This window comes from Bradyrhizobium sp. AS23.2 (assembly GCF_001908185.1).
Classification (GTDB): Bacteria; Pseudomonadota; Alphaproteobacteria; order Rhizobiales; family Xanthobacteraceae; genus Bradyrhizobium.
This window is the reverse complement of sequence record NZ_LGHM01000151.1, coordinates 1-14,641: the sequence shown is the minus strand read 5'-3', so window position 1 is coordinate 14,641 and position 14,641 is coordinate 1. Positions and strand designations below refer to the sequence as shown.

Genomic DNA, 14,641 nt, shown 5'->3' with positions numbered 1-14,641 from the left:
AGCAAGAAATGGATTGAGGGCCGGACGGTGCTGCAGCAGTGGACTGCCGCCTTCGGCATGGGACGCGTCAAGGAGAACGACATGAAGAAGAATCTGGTCCGGGCTGCCGCGGCGTTGGCTTTCTCGCTGCCGGTCTTGACGCTGCAGGCGCAGGCGCTGGAGCTGAAGGTCGCCGACTCCTTCCCCGCTGGTCACTATCTCGTCCGCCTGATGCTGAAGCCGTGGATGGACGACGTCACCAAGCGCACCAATGGCGCGGTGACCTTCACCTATTATCCGAACCAGCAGATCGGCAAGGCGGCTGACATGCTGCGGCTGACCCAGTCGGGCGTGGTCGACATCGGCTACATCGGGCCGTCCTATGTCTCCGACAAGATGCCGCTATCGGAAGTCGCGCAATTGCCAGGCGCATTCCAGACCAGCTGCCAGGGCACGCTCGCCTATTGGAAGACGGCGCGCGAAGGCATTTTGGCCAAGCAGGAATACGCACCGAACAAGATCAAGCTGCTGATGGCCGTGGTGCTGCCGCCCTATCAGGTGTGGACCGTCAAGTCGAAGGTGGAAACGACCAAGGATATGCAGGGCCTGAAGCTGCGCACCACCGGCGGCGCGCAGGATCTGACGCTGCGTGCGCTCAATGCCGTGCCGGTGCGCATGGCTGCGCCCGATGCCTATGAGTCGCTGTCGCGCGGAACGATGGACGGCCTGCTGTTCCCGCTCGACAGCGTCGTGTCCTACGGCCTCGACAAGCTGGTCAAGCACGCCACCGAAGGCGTCAGCTTCGGCAGCTTCATCGTCGCCTATTCCATCAACCAGTCGGTCTGGGACAAGCTGCCCGACGATGCAAAGAAGGCGATGAACGAGGCCTCGGAGGCGATCACGCCGAAGGCCTGCGCCGACGTCGACAAGGAAGGCGAAGTAACCAAGAAGCAGATGCAGAACGAAGGCGTCAGCTTCAATCCGCTGCCGGAGGCGACACGCGCCGAGATGAAGGACAAGCTCAAGGGCGTCGGCCAGGAATGGGCCAGCGGTCTCGACAGCCGCGGCAAGCAGGCGTCCGCCGCGCTCAAGGAATTCGAAGGCCTGCTCGCCGCCGGCGGCACCAAGTAATCGTCAGCCGGCATAGAAGAGGGAGGCACCAGACGTGATTAAGCGGGCAGGAGATGTGCTCGGCGCGCTGGAACGCGCGCTGACGGTGATCGCGGTGGTGTTCCTGTTCGTGATCATGCTGCTGGTGGTGACCGACGTGTTCATGCGCTACGCGCTGAACCGTCCGTTCTCCTTCACCTATGACCTGATCGGGCTCTATCTCCTGGCCGGCGTATTCTTCTTCACGCTCTCGGATGGCTTGCGCGAGCACGCGCATGTCGGCGTCGACATCCTCCTGTCGCGCTTCTCGCCGGCCGGGCGGCGGCTGTCCGAGATCGTCACCGCGCTTGCCGGCCTGTTCGTGTTCGTCCTGATCTGCAAGGTCGGATTCGAGCGCGCGCTGGAGAATTACGAACAGCACGACGTCCTCTCCGGCGCGATTCCGTGGCCGACCTGGATCTCGGCGGCGCTGGTTCCGTTCGGCTGCGGCGTGCTGGTGCTGCGGCTGGCGCTGCAGCTCGTCGGCAATGTGCTGAGCCTCGTCAGCGGGCGCGACCTCTATCCGCTGCCGCCGGTCACCGGCGTCGGCGAAGCACGAAGCTTCGAGTAACGGCAGGCATCCATGACACCTTTCATCGTTCTCGCCCTGCTGTTCGGCCTGCTTGCGCTCGGCACGCCCGTCGGCTTCGCCATGGCCTTTGCCGGTTCGGTCGGCCTCGTCATGGTGGGCGGGTGGTCCACGCTGTTCGGCATCCTGCAGACCGCGCCGCTCTCGACCGTCTCCGCGTACGAGCTGATCACCATCCCGATGTTCCTCCTGATGGCGGATCTCGTGCTGCTGTCGGGCGTCGCGGATGATCTGTTCAAGACGGCTTCGGCCTGGGTCGGCCGCATTCCCGGTGGTCTCGGCATGGCCACTGCGCTTGCCGGCGCCGGCTTCGGCGCCATCTGCGGCACCTCGACGGCCTCCGCCGCGACGCTGTCCTCGACCAGCCTTCCGGCGATGATCCGCCAGGGCTATGAGCCGAAGATGGCCGCGGGCGTGGTCGCGATATCAGGCACGCTGTCGATGCTGCTGCCGACCAGCGTCGCGCTCGTCATCTTCGGCCTGCTTGCCGAAGTGAACATCGGCAAGCTGCTGATCAGCGGCATCATCCCCGCGATCCTCGTCACCATCACCATCATGGCCACGATCTACTTCCTGGTCTGGCAGGATCCCTCGCGCGCGCCCGCTGCGAAATCAGTGCCGTGGCGTGAAAAATTCGCGCTGCTGTGGCAGGTCTCGCCGATGGTGGTGCTGTTCTCGATCGTCACAGGAACGATCTATCTCGGCGTCGCGACGCCAACAGAGGCCTCGGCTTTCGGTGCGTTCGGCGCCTTCCTGCTCGCGATCGTCAAGGGCAAGATCACGCCGTCGTCGCTCTACAAGACGCTGCTGCGCGCCTGCCACGGCACGTGCATGATCATCATGATCCTGGTCGGCGCGTCGATCTTCGGCTACTTCTTCACGCTCACGCATGTGACGCAGGACCTCGTCGCCTGGATCGGCAGCTTGCCGACCTCGCGCTGGGTGATCATCACGCTCATCCTGTGCGGCTATATCGTGCTCGGCTCGTTCATGGACCAGATCGCGATCCTGGTGCTGACCGTGCCGATCGTGCTGCCCTTGATCAAGACGCTCGGCTTCGACCCGATCTGGTTCGGCGTCATCAAGATCGTCACCGCCGAGGTCGGTATGATCACGCCGCCGGTCGGGCTGAACTGCTTTATCGTCGCCCGCTATGCCAAGCGGCCGGTGGCGGAGGTGTTCCACGGTACCTTCCCGCACTTCATTGCACACCTGATCGCGATCGCGATCCTGGTGGCGTTTCCCTCGATCATTCTCTGGCTGCCCTCTCAGATGGGGCGCTAGCACGTCCGGGCCGCCGCGGCTCCAAGCAAGGAGATAACTGACATGGATTTCGCGCTCACCGATCAGCAGGAAGCCATTCGCGACGCCATCGCAAAGATCTGCGAAGGCTTTCCGGATGCCTACTGGCTGAAGAAGGACCACGACGGCGGTTTTCCGCACGATTTTCATAAAGCACTCGCAGACGCCGGCTGGCTCGGCATCTGCGTGCCGGAAGCCTATGGCGGTTCCGGGCTCGGCATCACCGAAGCCGCGATCATGATGCGCACGATCGCGGAATCCGGCGCCGGCATGTCCGGCGCATCCGCGGTGCACATCAACGTGTTCGGCCTCAATCCCGTGGTCGTGTTCGGCACCGAGGAGCAGCGCAAGCGCATGCTGCCGCCGATGGTCGAGGGCCGCGAAAAGGCGTGCTTCGCCGTCACCGAGCCCAACACCGGCCTCAACACCACCCAGCTCAAGACCCGTGCGGTCGCCAAGAACGACCGCTACATCGTCAACGGCCAGAAGGTGTGGATCTCGACCGCGCAGGTCGCGCACAAGATCCTGCTGCTGGCGCGCACCACGCCGCTGGAAGAGGTGCGTTCGCCCACCCATGGCCTCAGCCTGTTCTACACCGATTTCGACCGCAAGAAGATCAAGGTCCACGAGATCGAGAAGATGGGCCGCAAGATCGTCGATTCCAACGAGCTCTTCTTCGAGGACTTCGAGATCCCGATGGAGGACCGGATCGGCGAAGAGGGCAAAGGCTTCCAGTACATCCTCGAAGGCATGAACCCGGAGCGCATCCTGATCGCGGCGGAAGCGGTCGGCCTCGGCAAGCTCGCGCTGTCGCGCGCGACCGAATACGCCAAGACGCGAACCGTGTTCAATCGCCCGATCGGCAAGAACCAGGGCATCCAGCATCCGCTCGCGGTGAACTGGGTCGAGCTCGAGGCCGCATGGCTGATGGTGATGTCGGCGGCCTGGCAATACGACAAGGGCATGCCCTGCGGCGCCGCGGCCAATGCCGCGAAGTATCTGGCGGGCGAGGCCGGCTTCTCCGCCTGCGAGCAGGCCGTCATGACCCACGGCGGCTTCGGCTATGCCAAGGAGTTCCACGTCGAGCGTTACCTGCGCGAAGTCCTGATCCCGCGCATCGCGCCGGTCAGCCCGCAGCTGGCGCTCAGCTTCATCGCGGAAAAGGTGCTCGGACTGGCGAAGTCGTACTAGGCTCGCGCGCGGATAGTCAGGCAGGATCGCCATGAACCTCGCTCATCATCTCCTGCGTGCCGCGAAGGCCGACGCGTCCGCGCCGGCCCTGCTCAAAGGGCTAACGCCGGTCGCCGATTACGGCCGGCTCGCCGCGACGGTGGCCTCGCTGGCTGCGTCGCTGCAGCAGCGCCTTGGCCTTGCCAAGGGCGACCGCGTCGCCCTCCTGATGAAGAACGTGCCCGACTATGTCGCCTGTCTCTATGCCTGCTGGCACGCCGGGCTGGTTGCCGTTCCCATTAACGCAAAGCTGCATCCGCGCGAGGTCGCGTTCATCCTCGACAACTCCGCCGCCGCGGTCGTGTTCGTGACCGAAGACATGGCGAGTGTCGCCTCGGAAGCCCTGAATCTCGGTACGGCCAACCCGCGCATCGTCGAGATAGGTTCAGCCGAATATCGCGACCTGGGGAAGGCCGACGGCATCGCCATCGCGGATGTCGCGATCACCGATCCCGCCTGGATCTTCTACACCAGCGGCACCACCGGTCAGCCCAAGGGCGCGGTGCTGAGCCATCGCAATCTGCTCGCGATGTCGCTGAACTATCTCGCCGAGATCAACCCGGTCGTGCCCGGCGAGGCGCTGCTCCATGCCGCGCCGATGTCGCATGGCTCCGGCCTCTACATGGTGCCGCACGTGCTCGGCATGGGCGCGCAGATCATTCCGGAGAGCGGCCGCTTCGAGCCGGACGAGATCCTGGAGCTGACGGCAAAGCGCGACGGCATCTCCTTCTTCGCCGCGCCCACCATGGTGCGGCGCCTGACGGTCGCGGCGGAAGCGGCGGGCGCAACCGCGCCCGGTCTGAAGACGATCATCTATGGCGGCGGCCCCATGTATGTAGCCGATTGCAAGGCCGCGCTCAGTGTGTTCGGACCGAAGCTCGCGCAGATTTATGGTCAGGGCGAGACGCCGATGACCATCACGTACCTGCCGAAATCCATTCATGTCGACGCTGGCCATCCGCGCCACGAGGAGCGCCTCGCCTCGGTCGGCATCGCGCAAGCCGTTGTGCAGGTGCGCACCGTCGACGAGGCGGGGCGGGACGTTGCACCTGATGAGATCGGCGAGATCATCGTGCGCGGCGATACCGTCATGTCCGGCTACTGGCAGAACCCCGACGCCACCGCGACCACGTTGCGCGACGGCTGGCTCTATACCGGCGACATGGGCGCCTTCGACGGCGACGGTTTCCTCACGCTGAAGGATCGTTCCAAGGACGTCATCATCTCCGGCGGCACCAACATCTATCCGCGCGAGGTCGAGGAAGTGCTGCTGCGACATGACGCCGTTGCCGAGGTCTCGGTGATCGGCCGGCCGCATCCGGAATGGGGCGAGGAGGTGGTAGCGGTCGTCGTTCCCGTCGCGGGCAGGGCGGTTACGCGCGATGAACTCGACCAGATGTGCAATGCCTGGATCGCGCGCTTCAAGCGGCCAAAGCATTACTACCTCACAGGCGAGCTGCCGAAGAACAGCTATGGCAAGATCATGAAGACGGAGCTGCGCACGCTGCTCGGCGAGTCCTCCGCGCGCCTTGCGTCGATGGACTGAGGCGGCGATGTCCGGGCAGACGCCGCCGGTCGACTTTTCCGGCCTGATCCGGGATGGCGATCTCGTCGTGTGCGGGCAGGCGACGGCGGAGCCCGTCACTCTGACCGAAGCGCTGATGGCGCAGGCTGGGGATCTGCCGCCGTTCCGTATGATGGTCGGGCCGGTGTTCTCGGAGACGTTTTCCGCATCGTGCGCTCCTGGAGTCTCGTTCCTGAGCTACGGCGTGATCGGCAATGCGCGGCGGCTCGCGAAAGCCGGGCGGCTCGATGTGATCCCGAGCAACTACAGCGCCTTCTGTGCCGACTTTGCCTCGCGCCGTCACAAGTCCGATGTCGTGCTGGTGCAGCTCGCGGAGTCCGAGGGGCGGCTCAGCGCCAGCCTCTCCAACGACTATGTCATCGATGCCGCGCGCGGCGCGCGCCTGGTCATCGCCGAGATCAATCCGGAGGCCCCGTTTACGTTCGGGGCAGAATGGCCGCAGGACGTGCCGATCCATATGCGCGTGGCGGCCCGTCGGTCGCCGGTTGAATTAACCTCACCGCCGCTCGATGACATCTCGCGGCGCATTGCGGCGCATGCGGCGGTCCTGATTGCCGACGGCAGCACGCTGCAGTTCGGCGTTGGGCGCGTTCCGGACGCGATCCTCTCCTCGCTCTCCCACGCGCGCAATCTCGGCATTCATTCCGGGCTGATCAACGACGCCGTCGTCGACCTGATCGAGCGCGGCGCGGTGACGAATGCGGAGAAGGGTATCGACCACGGGATCACGGTCACCAACCAGGTGATCGGCACGAAGCGGCTCTATCGCTTCGTAAACGAGAACAAGGCGGTTTCGGTGCAGCCGACGTCATACACGCATGGCCAGAACGTGCTGGCGCGGATCAACCGGCTGGTCGCGATCAACTCGGCGCTCCAGGTCGGACTCGACGGCAGCGTGAATTCAGAGACGCTGAATGGCGTCGCGATCGGGGCGATCGGCGGGCAGCTCGATTTCGTGCGCGGTGCCAAGGCGTCCGCCGGCGGGAGGGCGATCATCGCGCTGCCGGCGACGGCGTCGGACGGCGCCAGCCGGATCGCCGCCCATGTCGAGACGGTGACGACGCCTCGCGCCGATGTCGATGCCATCGTTACCGAATGGGGGGGTAGCGGAGCTGCGCGGCTGCGGCCTTGCCGAGCGCGCGCGCCGCATGATCGCGATTGCGGCGCCCGAGCACCGCGACGCGCTGTCGGCGCAGCTGCGTACCCTCATGCGCTAGTCTAACAGCGTCGCCGCTGGGCCTGAACGGATCTGAGATAGGCTGGGCCTATTCGGCCGCGATCCGCTCCATCGCCATGGCACGAAGCCGGGCACGCTGGATCTTCACGCCGTTGGCGCTGTCGGTGACGGGGAAGGCCTCCACGACATAGATGCGAGCCGGCACCTTGTAGCCGGCAAGCCGTTCGCGCAGGCGCGCGACCAGCGCCTCTTGCCGTGGCGGCTCGCTGGATGGGATCACGAAGGCGACGCAGCGCGCCTGGCCCTTCAGATCGACCGCGACCACCTGGGCGTCCGTCACCCCGGTGCAGGATTTGAGCTCGTCCTCGATCTCGCCTGGCGCAACCAGGAAGCCGCCGAGCCGCATCGCATCGCCCGCGCGGGTCTCGTAGACGAAGGCGCGGTTGCCGCGCAGGTGGCCGATGTCGCCGGTGCGGAAGAAGCCGTCGGCGGTGATCGCCTCGCGTGTCGCTTCGGGGTTGTTGAAGTAGCCGAGGAAGCGCGAGGGCGCGCTGATCTCGATCTCGCCGGAGACGCCTTGGGCCGCAAGCTCGCCGGTCTCGGTGTCGCGCACGCGAACTTTCGCATCGGGTGACATCGGCCAGCCGCCGCCCTCGATGCGGTCGGCGAAGGCGTCGTCGACGCGGCCAATCGAGAACAGCGCCTGCACCTCGCTGGAGCCGTAGAGGCCGAACAGCGGCATGCCGCGTGCCCCGGCCTCCGCGGCAAGCTCGCGCCAGCCGGGCTGGAACGCGGCAAAGCCGCAGACCTCGAGATGCGGGAACGGCCGCGGCACATCGGTGAGCGCGAGGATGCGGCGGAACATCTCGTCGGAGCCGAAGGAGTGCGTGATCCTGTGTTCCCTCAGGAGCTTCAGAGCCGGTGCCGCCTCGAAGGCGTCGAGCACATGGATCGTCGCGCCCGCTGCGATGAAGCCGAGCAGGCTCGTCATGCCAAAAGTGCCGCAGAACGGCAGCATGGCCAGCAGCGAATGACGCTGCGGCGAGAGCGTCAGCGCCTTGACGACGGAGGCGGCATGCGTGGCCAGCGTCCGCTGCGAATGCGCGACCAGCTTTGGCCCTTTGGTTGTGCCGGAGGTCGTGTAGAGCAGCACTGGCAGATCGACGTCGTCCTGTGGCGGCGGAGCCGGCGGGTAGGCCGTGTCGAAGGCATCGAAGCGCACGCAGGGCCAATGCGCCGGGATCGTATCTGCGCCGACCACCGCGAGCCTTTGCAGCGTGGGCACGTCGAACTTGTCGACGTCGGCGAGGATGGCGGCAAAATCGATCGAGCGGAACGCGGCCTCGACCACCATCAGCTTCGCGCCGGACACCTTGAGCAGATGTGCGACTTCCGCGCTGCGATAGCGCGTGTTGACGGCGGCGACCACCGCACCTAGGCGGGCGGCGGCGAACAGCAGCGCGACCCATTCGATCCGGTTGACAAGCCAGACCGCGATCACGTCGCCCTTGCCGATGCCTTGCGCGGCAAGCCAGGCCGCCGTTTGGTCGATCTTTGCGGAGAACTGCGCGCGCGAGACCGGCGTACCATCGAACACGAAGGCAGGATCGGCGGCGGCCTCGGTGCGGATCAGCGATTGCAGCGAAAATGCGTTTGCGCTCATGCCTGCCGGAGTAACCCGATCGCGCAAGACTGTCTACTTGGTGACTGTCTACTTGGTGCCGAACATCCGGTCGCCGGCATCGCCCAGGCCCGGCACGATGTAACCGTGGTCATTAAGCCGCTCGTCGATCGCAGCAGTCCAGACCGGCACGTCGGGGTGCTCGCTCTGGAACTGCGCGATGCCTTCGGGCGCGGCCAGAAGGCACACGAAGCGGATGTCGCGGGCGCCGCGGGCCTTGAGCAGGGAGGCGCCGGCGCACGCCGAGTTGCCGGTCGCCAGCATCGGGTCCATCAGGATCACGGTACGGTCGGACAAGTCCTGCGGCGCCTTGAAGTAATATTCCACGGCCTGCAATGTGTCGGGGTCGCGGTAGAGCCCGATATGGGCAATGCGCGCCGAGGGCATCAGCGCCAGCATGCCGTCAAGGAAGCCGACGCCGGCGCGCAGGATCGGCGCCAGCGTGAGCTTCTTGCCGGCGATCTTCGGCGCCTGCATCGATGCGATCGGCGTCTCGATCTCGACCAGCTCCAGCGGCAAATCCCGCGTCACCTCATAGCCGAGCAACATCCCGATCTCGTTCAGGATCTCGCGAAAGCTCTTGGTCGAGCGGTCCTTCTCCCGCATCAGGGAGAGCTTGTGCTGGACCAGGGGATGGACGACAACGTTGACGTTGCTGGTGCTCATGCAACCGCTCTACACGGTTCCGTGAAATTGCGCCAGATCGGCCGGGTCTTTTCCGCGGGATACGCGGCCTCAAGCGGGCATCGCGACCGCCGTCCGTGCCCGATCGCTCGCCTCGTAGGCAGCCATGGTCAGTTCGCGGTCGATCGCCATGCGCATGGCGTCCATGGCCGGCTGGCGCAGGCGCTTCTTTGCGGTCGCATGCGAGGGCTTGTGAATGACGCGCAAGCCCGCGATGATCTCCTCCAGCGTCGTTTCGATCGCTTCCGGCGCAACCACACGATCGAGGAAGCCTGCCGCCAACGCCTCCTCAGGCTCATACATCTCGCCCAGCGTGACGGTGCGGCTCAGCCAGGCCGGATGCAGGCGACTGCGCGCGAGCTCGATGGCGAAGGTCGGCGGTGCGATACCGATCGCGACCTCGTTCAGCCCCATGCGGTGCGGCCCGCGCGCGCCCAGCCTGATGTCGCAGGCGAGCAGCAGAAACGTCCCCATCGGGAAGGCATGACCCTCCATCACGCCGATGATCGGATGCGGAAACGACATTAGACGCAGCGCGAGCTCCGCGCCGGCCCGGACCATGTCGAGGCTTTTGGCGGCATCACCTGCGGCAAAAACCTTCAAGTCGAAGCCCGCGGAAAAAATACCCGGCCGCGCAGAGCGCAGCACCACGACCCCGGCTTCCGTCTCGGCGCGTTCGAAAGCGGCTCCGATCTCGCCCAGCATCGTGGTCGACATGACATTGACCTTGCCGTCGTCGAGCACGATCCGCGCCACGCCGTCCTTCAGCTGGTAGCTCACTCCCTTGGACATCTGCCTCTCCCAGTTGTTGTCATTGCTTGACTGTCGGAGGCTGATGTAGACCAATCAATATAATTATTGCCGGGAGGAGAGTGCGATGCCGGCCGTGCCGAAACACCGCCAGCCCATCATCAATGCCGCGGTGACGTTGTTCCGCCGCCAGGGATTTGCCCGGACCGGCCTGAACGACATCGTCGACGTGAGCGGTGCGCCGAAAGGCTCGCTCTACCACTACTTTCCGGATGGAAAATCCTCGATCGCGGTGGCTGCGGTCGAGGAAGCCGGCCGCCGCGTGGCGGCGACGGTCGCCAAGCTCGCGGAGGAGTGCGGCTCGACCGGCGAGCTCCTGCGCGCGCATGCAAGATTGCTGGCGGGGTGGATGCAGGGATCGGGCTTTCGCAACGGCTGCCCAATCACGACCGTGCTGCTGGAGCTCGCACCGCGCGAGCGCGCTGTGTCCGAGGCCGGCCGCAAGGCCTATGCGGCGCGGATCGCGATCCTCCGCGACAAGCTTCTGGCGGACGGATTCGCCAGAGCGCGGGCGGAGGCGCTTGCCGTGCTTTGCACCTCGGCACTCCAGGGTGCGCTGATCCAGGCCCGCGTCGAGCGCAGCGGCCGGCCGATCGAGGTCACGGCGGCCGAACTGGCGCGGCTGATCGAAGCGGAAGCGGAGAGGTGAGGGGCTAGACCCCGAGCCCGCGTGCCAAGAGCGTGATCACGAACGTCAGGACGGCGCCCCAGAACAGGCTCACCGTCATGGTCAGGATCGTCGTGGTGACCGCGTGTTCCAGATTACCCTTCATGAACTGCATGCTGCTTGTCCGAGGCGGGCGCAGCGCCGACGCGCATGCTGAGCAGCAGCGCGCCCATCAACGCAACCAGTATAGCAATCTTGAGCTCGATCATGTCCGCAGCCTTGTCACCACGCGCGCAAGGAGCCGCCTGGCTCCCTCCGCCAGCACGATCAGCGGATTGCCACGGTTCTCGACGTCGAGTTCGAAAGTCTCGGCGGGAAATACCAGCGCGCATCGTGTCGGCGCGCTCTGCCGGTTGGCGAAATCGACCGCGGAACTCTTGAACAGGAAGAGACCGCCGACGCGTCCGTTCGCTTCGCGCGCAACCCAAAGGCCGGCGCCGTTGCGTCCGATGAAGAAGGCGGGGATGGCGGCACTGACAACATCCGGGTCGAGCGGCCTGAGCGGCACCGCGCGCTCTGCCTCAGGCTGGCGATGCGCAGCTTGAAGGGCGATCGCGGCCATGGCGGCCTCCTCACACATGTGCAAGGTCATGATGGTCTCGCATACCGATCAGGCGTGGAGGTGCCAGACATAGATCGCGGTCTTCAGCGCGATCAGCGCGGTGAGCACAGAGCCCATCGAGAGCACGGTCAGCGCGCCCAGGACGAGGCGCTTGAGTTGGGCCTTGCGTTCCCCCGATATCCGCGCGGGGCGTTCCGCCCAGTCAACAGGGCGTTCAATGCCATGTGTCAGCATCGACATCTCAGTGTTCCTTCATCAGCCTGGAGGTGGCCACAGCCGCCGTAATCTGCCTCGAATGATGGCCATGAGCGGGTAGGATTGCGAGATGAGCGCCGTGGCCGCGGCATAGGAAACTCATAAAGAAGCTATCCGTCGCGCCGGCAGTCCCCTGAACAGGTCGCGATTGCGTTTCGGGCGAGCGTCGGATCGGGCAGTGTCCGAGCGGGCGATTCCGACGGCTGACGCAAAGGCGAGGCGCAACCGCGGCTCGTCAATCTGTTCGCAGAAGTGGCCGAGGACGGCTTGCGCGTCCTCTCCCTGTCCATTGATGGCCGCGCAGAGCCGTGAGCTGGTTCGCCGGAAGAAGTGGAGCGAGTCATCGGCGTTGCTCCGGCCGAGACGATCGAGTTCCCCGGCGAGAGCCGCAACGTTCAATCTGTCGCAATCGTCCCGCGTCACGGCGAAGCGCAGCAACGCCAATTGCCAGGCACGGAGCAGCCTGCGATGTCCATCGCCTGATGAGAGTGAATTCATACGAAACCCGCCTGGACCTGGAACATCAGGCTCCGACGCTGTCGATCAGCTCTTCGTCGGCGATCGCGGCGAATGCCTTTGCAACTTCCGACTGGGCGGCGTCATCGAGCGGCACGATCGGCAGCCGCGTGGCCGGCGACATCAGGCCAAGCAGGCTCAGCGCGTATTTCAGCGCTGCTGGGCTTTCCTTGCCAAGGCAGGCGATGAGCGGCATGAGCCGCCTGTCGAGGTAGCGGGCGGATTGCAGGCGGCCTTGTCTGACGTGCGAGAAAATCGTGCGGCAGAGGTCCGGGGCGATGTTGGCGACTTCCGAGATCGCGCCGTCGCCGCCGCTAGCGATGAAGCCGAAGGCGGTGCCGTCGTCGCCGGACAGAAAGCGAAAGCCGGCCGGTAACAGCCGGCTCAAGCGCATCGGGCGGGTAGTGTCGCCACTCCCATCGCGCAGGCCCACGAACTGGCGGGATTCGACGAGACGCAGAAGCGTCTCGTCGGCCAGCGGACGCAGCGTGCGGGACGGAACATCGTGCAGGATCACGGGCAATCCGGTCGAACCGGCGATGGCCCGGAAGTGTGCGAGCATCCCTTCCTGCATCGGCTTGTTGTAGGCGGGGACCACTGCCATCACGGCATCAGCGCCGGCGGCCTCGGCGCGCCGCGCCAGCGCGATGGCATTGCCGGTTGCGTTCGACATGGCGCCGGCGATGATCCGGACCCGGCCGTGGGCGACATCGACCGCGGTCCGAATGATCAGCTCCTGTTCGGCCGGCGAGAGTGTCGGCGCTTCGCCGGCGGTCTCGCAAACCACGATGGCGGGAACGCCGGCGCCGATGTGGCGCTCGCAGAGTGCGGCGAACGCCTTGAGATCAATCGCGTCGGCCGCATCGAACGGCGTTGGCAGATCGGGAATGAAGCCTGTGAACCAGGCCGAGGGAGGGATGAACATGGTCGTTGCGAAGTGGATGGATCAGGCTGCGCGTTTGCGAATCGCGGCATCGGGCCTCTTGCCCATGTCGAGCTCGATCTCGCGCGGCAGTTCTACGATGGTCTCGGGATGCTGGCCGTTTTCGAACAGCGCATATTTGATCGCCTGCGCTCGGCTGACGAACAGGCCGCCATAGAGGCCGTTCTGTTCCTGGGCGACCCATTGTCCGCGGTGGTTCCTGCCGATGAAGACGATGGTGGAAGGCGAGCTGCACGAGGGAGGTTCGACGAGTTTCACTTTTCTATTCCTTCTGAACGACGCCGGCTTGGGACGCACGTCCCTGCCTGCGCGTTCAATATCCCGTGTCGCGAATATGATTTCGAGCGTGGCTGTGCTGCGATCTCATAGGAAGCTCATAAAGCTCGGTGGTCAGGTCAGCTCATTGACGACATGAACCAGCGCGAACAGCGCGCCGAACGCGGCGCATTCGTCCCAATGATTGAGAGCGCCACCGAACAGCGGCTCGCGCCTGAGGAGGGCGACAGTGGCGCACAGGATGATCGACATCCAGAGCAGAGCGGCGAGGCTTCGTCCGAATCCGATGCTCCCGAACACTGCAAAACCGGCGAGCAGCGCGACGCGAACGGCAAAGCGCGCGATCACCCGTGTCCGGCTCAATGCCTGCGATATGTCCGAAGATTGCGGCAAGGGGCGAACCTGTCCGACTGGCTTAGCTGAAATTCTCGCAGCCAATCGGCTCGTAGAACGGATCCGGGGCGGGGCGCACAGTGGGAACGCTGGGCCGCGACACCTCCATGGCCAATGCCTGGACCTCGATGAAGGCAGACAGCAATGCGAGCGCAAGATCGGCGTGGCGGGATTCCACCGCGGCGTCGAGCCAGTCCGGCAGTTCGCGCTCGCGCGAGAGGGCGCAATGCCACTCGCCCTCGTCATAGGCGATGCGGCGGACCTGCCACATCGGCAGCTCGAGCTCCATCAGCGCGAGCGCGGCATCGGCCCAGGCCTCGGCAGCGATCAGCCGCATGAGGCGCGCCGTACGCTCGCTTTGGCCAAGCGAGGGAAAGCGCCGGCAGGCGTTGTCGATGATGTCGAGCATCAGCGGCCGCGTCATCGCCGGAGCCGTGCGAAGCCGCTGGCTGAGGGAAGGTGGATCAAGGTGTCGAAGGTCGGCGATCATGTCTGGCCTCCTGGAAATGGCGTCGGTCAGTCGGCCGGCCTTTCCAGGATGGCCAAAACGGCATTTGAAAGCGAGATAGGGGCGGGGTGCGAGATATAGGGATTTCATAAGCGCGCGGTGCCGCGGTTGAGGGGATAATGTGCGCCAGACCCTCATCTGTCGTCCCCGCGGAGGCGGGGACCCATAACCCCAGGGAGAGGTTTGGCGCGAAGCTGGCAACCGCAAGTCTTCGCCAAACTCTATCCTGTGGTTATGGATCCCGGATCGGCGCTCCGCTTCGCTGCGCTTGTCCGGGACGACAGCTGAGGTCGCTTCGCGAGTGTCGTTCAGCGCCAGCTCCCGGCCTTTATGAG

The 14,641-nt window shown here is 65.3% G+C and carries 16 protein-coding genes and 1 pseudogene; 7 read left to right on the top strand and 10 right to left on the bottom strand.

Annotated features, from left to right (window positions below):
* The first annotated feature begins 81 nt into the window (after window positions 1-81).
* The 6 genes and pseudogenes from AC630_RS30325 to AC630_RS30300 all read left to right on the top strand — a co-directional run bounded on the left by AC630_RS30325 (window position 82) and on the right by AC630_RS30300 (window position 7,051).
* Entirely contained in the window at window positions 82-1,110 is a 1,029-nt protein-coding gene (locus AC630_RS30325) for a TRAP transporter substrate-binding protein (RefSeq protein ID WP_074122184.1), read from the top strand.
* A gap of 34 nt (window positions 1,111-1,144) precedes the next feature.
* The gene (locus AC630_RS30320; protein ID WP_143198442.1) at window positions 1,145-1,699 is read left to right on the top strand and encodes a TRAP transporter small permease; all 555 of its coding nucleotides are present in this window, start codon (window positions 1,145-1,147) and stop codon (window positions 1,697-1,699) included.
* Between the two features lie 12 nt (window positions 1,700-1,711).
* Complete coding sequence (locus AC630_RS30315) at window positions 1,712-3,001, top strand: TRAP transporter large permease (protein WP_074122148.1); 1,290 nt, start codon at window positions 1,712-1,714, stop codon at window positions 2,999-3,001.
* Between the two features lie 42 nt (window positions 3,002-3,043).
* Complete coding sequence (locus AC630_RS30310; RefSeq protein WP_074122147.1) at window positions 3,044-4,210, top strand: acyl-CoA dehydrogenase family protein; 1,167 nt, start codon at window positions 3,044-3,046, stop codon at window positions 4,208-4,210.
* Window positions 4,211-4,241: 31 nt separating this feature from the next.
* On the top strand, window positions 4,242-5,795 hold the full coding sequence (locus AC630_RS30305) for an AMP-binding protein (protein ID WP_074122146.1): 1,554 nt from the start codon (window positions 4,242-4,244) through the stop codon (window positions 5,793-5,795).
* Window positions 5,796-5,802: 7 nt separating this feature from the next.
* Window positions 5,803-7,051 (top strand): annotated as a pseudogene (locus AC630_RS30300) (acetyl-CoA hydrolase/transferase family protein).
* Window positions 7,052-7,099: 48 nt separating this feature from the next.
* Here the strand turns inward: AC630_RS30300 and AC630_RS30295 are convergent.
* From AC630_RS30295 to AC630_RS30285, 3 genes are all read right to left on the bottom strand, one after another.
* Window positions 7,100-8,674 carry an AMP-binding protein gene (locus tag AC630_RS30295; RefSeq protein WP_074122145.1) on the bottom strand — a complete coding sequence of 525 codons (1,575 nt, stop codon included), beginning with the start codon at window positions 8,672-8,674 and terminating at the stop codon, window positions 7,100-7,102.
* Window positions 8,675-8,722: 48 nt separating this feature from the next.
* Window positions 8,723-9,358 (bottom strand): uracil phosphoribosyltransferase, encoded by a 636-nt coding sequence (gene upp, locus AC630_RS30290; protein ID WP_074122144.1) that lies wholly within the window; start codon window positions 9,356-9,358, stop codon window positions 8,723-8,725.
* A 69-nt stretch (window positions 9,359-9,427) separates the two neighbouring features.
* Window positions 9,428-10,168, bottom strand: a complete 741-nt coding sequence (locus AC630_RS30285) for a crotonase/enoyl-CoA hydratase family protein (RefSeq protein WP_074122182.1) — start codon at window positions 10,166-10,168, stop codon at window positions 9,428-9,430.
* 85 nt (window positions 10,169-10,253) lie between these two features.
* Here AC630_RS30285 and AC630_RS30280 point away from each other — a divergent pair, with 85 nt between their 5' ends.
* Complete coding sequence (locus AC630_RS30280) at window positions 10,254-10,835, top strand: TetR/AcrR family transcriptional regulator (RefSeq protein WP_074122143.1); 582 nt, start codon at window positions 10,254-10,256, stop codon at window positions 10,833-10,835.
* A gap of 4 nt (window positions 10,836-10,839) precedes the next feature.
* Here AC630_RS30280 and AC630_RS47900 read toward each other — a convergent pair whose 3' ends face one another.
* The 7 genes from AC630_RS47900 to AC630_RS30245 form a co-directional block, all read right to left on the bottom strand.
* Window positions 10,840-10,968, bottom strand: a complete 129-nt coding sequence (locus AC630_RS47900; RefSeq protein WP_283808463.1) for a hypothetical protein — start codon at window positions 10,966-10,968, stop codon at window positions 10,840-10,842.
* Window positions 10,969-11,058: 90 nt separating this feature from the next.
* Complete coding sequence (locus tag AC630_RS30275; RefSeq protein WP_074122142.1) at window positions 11,059-11,445, bottom strand: hypothetical protein; 387 nt, start codon at window positions 11,443-11,445, stop codon at window positions 11,059-11,061.
* An 18-nt stretch (window positions 11,446-11,463) separates the two neighbouring features.
* Window positions 11,464-11,655, bottom strand: a complete 192-nt coding sequence (locus AC630_RS30270; RefSeq protein WP_074122141.1) for a hypothetical protein — start codon at window positions 11,653-11,655, stop codon at window positions 11,464-11,466.
* Window positions 11,656-12,193: 538 nt separating this feature from the next.
* The gene (dapA, locus tag AC630_RS30260) at window positions 12,194-13,111 is read right to left on the bottom strand and encodes a 4-hydroxy-tetrahydrodipicolinate synthase (protein ID WP_074122139.1); all 918 of its coding nucleotides are present in this window, start codon (window positions 13,109-13,111) and stop codon (window positions 12,194-12,196) included.
* A 21-nt stretch (window positions 13,112-13,132) separates the two neighbouring features.
* Window positions 13,133-13,387, bottom strand: coding sequence for a hypothetical protein (locus AC630_RS30255; protein ID WP_074122138.1), 255 nt, complete (start codon window positions 13,385-13,387; stop codon window positions 13,133-13,135).
* A 132-nt stretch (window positions 13,388-13,519) separates the two neighbouring features.
* The gene (locus AC630_RS30250) at window positions 13,520-13,798 is read right to left on the bottom strand and encodes a hypothetical protein (protein ID WP_074122137.1); all 279 of its coding nucleotides are present in this window, start codon (window positions 13,796-13,798) and stop codon (window positions 13,520-13,522) included.
* 22 nt (window positions 13,799-13,820) lie between these two features.
* Window positions 13,821-14,288, bottom strand: a complete 468-nt coding sequence (locus AC630_RS30245; RefSeq protein WP_074122136.1) for a hypothetical protein — start codon at window positions 14,286-14,288, stop codon at window positions 13,821-13,823.
* Window positions 14,289-14,641 lie beyond the last annotated feature (353 nt).

What these genes read in the sequence shown, in the direction of transcription:
- AC630_RS30325 (WP_074122184.1), top strand. Translation starts at nt 82, where the DNA reads ATGAAGAAGAATCTGGTCCGGGCTGCCGCGGCGTTGGCTTTCTCGCTG.
- AC630_RS30315 (WP_074122148.1), top strand. Translation starts at nt 1,712, where the DNA reads ATGACACCTTTCATCGTTCTCGCCCTGCTGTTCGGCCTGCTTGCGCTC.
- AC630_RS30310 (WP_074122147.1), top strand. Translation starts at nt 3,044, where the DNA reads ATGGATTTCGCGCTCACCGATCAGCAGGAAGCCATTCGCGACGCCATC.
- AC630_RS30305 (WP_074122146.1), top strand. Translation starts at nt 4,242, where the DNA reads ATGAACCTCGCTCATCATCTCCTGCGTGCCGCGAAGGCCGACGCGTCC.
- AC630_RS30295 (WP_074122145.1), bottom strand. Translation starts at nt 8,674, where the DNA reads ATGAGCGCAAACGCATTTTCGCTGCAATCGCTGATCCGCACCGAGGCC.
- upp (WP_074122144.1), bottom strand. Translation starts at nt 9,358, where the DNA reads ATGAGCACCAGCAACGTCAACGTTGTCGTCCATCCCCTGGTCCAGCAC.
- AC630_RS30285 (WP_074122182.1), bottom strand. Translation starts at nt 10,168, where the DNA reads ATGTCCAAGGGAGTGAGCTACCAGCTGAAGGACGGCGTGGCGCGGATC.
- AC630_RS30280 (WP_074122143.1), top strand. Translation starts at nt 10,254, where the DNA reads ATGCCGGCCGTGCCGAAACACCGCCAGCCCATCATCAATGCCGCGGTG.
- AC630_RS47900 (WP_283808463.1), bottom strand. Translation starts at nt 10,968, where the DNA reads ATGCAGTTCATGAAGGGTAATCTGGAACACGCGGTCACCACGACGATC.
- AC630_RS30275 (WP_074122142.1), bottom strand. Translation starts at nt 11,445, where the DNA reads ATGACCTTGCACATGTGTGAGGAGGCCGCCATGGCCGCGATCGCCCTT.
- AC630_RS30270 (WP_074122141.1), bottom strand. Translation starts at nt 11,655, where the DNA reads ATGTCGATGCTGACACATGGCATTGAACGCCCTGTTGACTGGGCGGAA.
- dapA (WP_074122139.1), bottom strand. Translation starts at nt 13,111, where the DNA reads ATGTTCATCCCTCCCTCGGCCTGGTTCACAGGCTTCATTCCCGATCTG.
- AC630_RS30245 (WP_074122136.1), bottom strand. Translation starts at nt 14,288, where the DNA reads ATGATCGCCGACCTTCGACACCTTGATCCACCTTCCCTCAGCCAGCGG.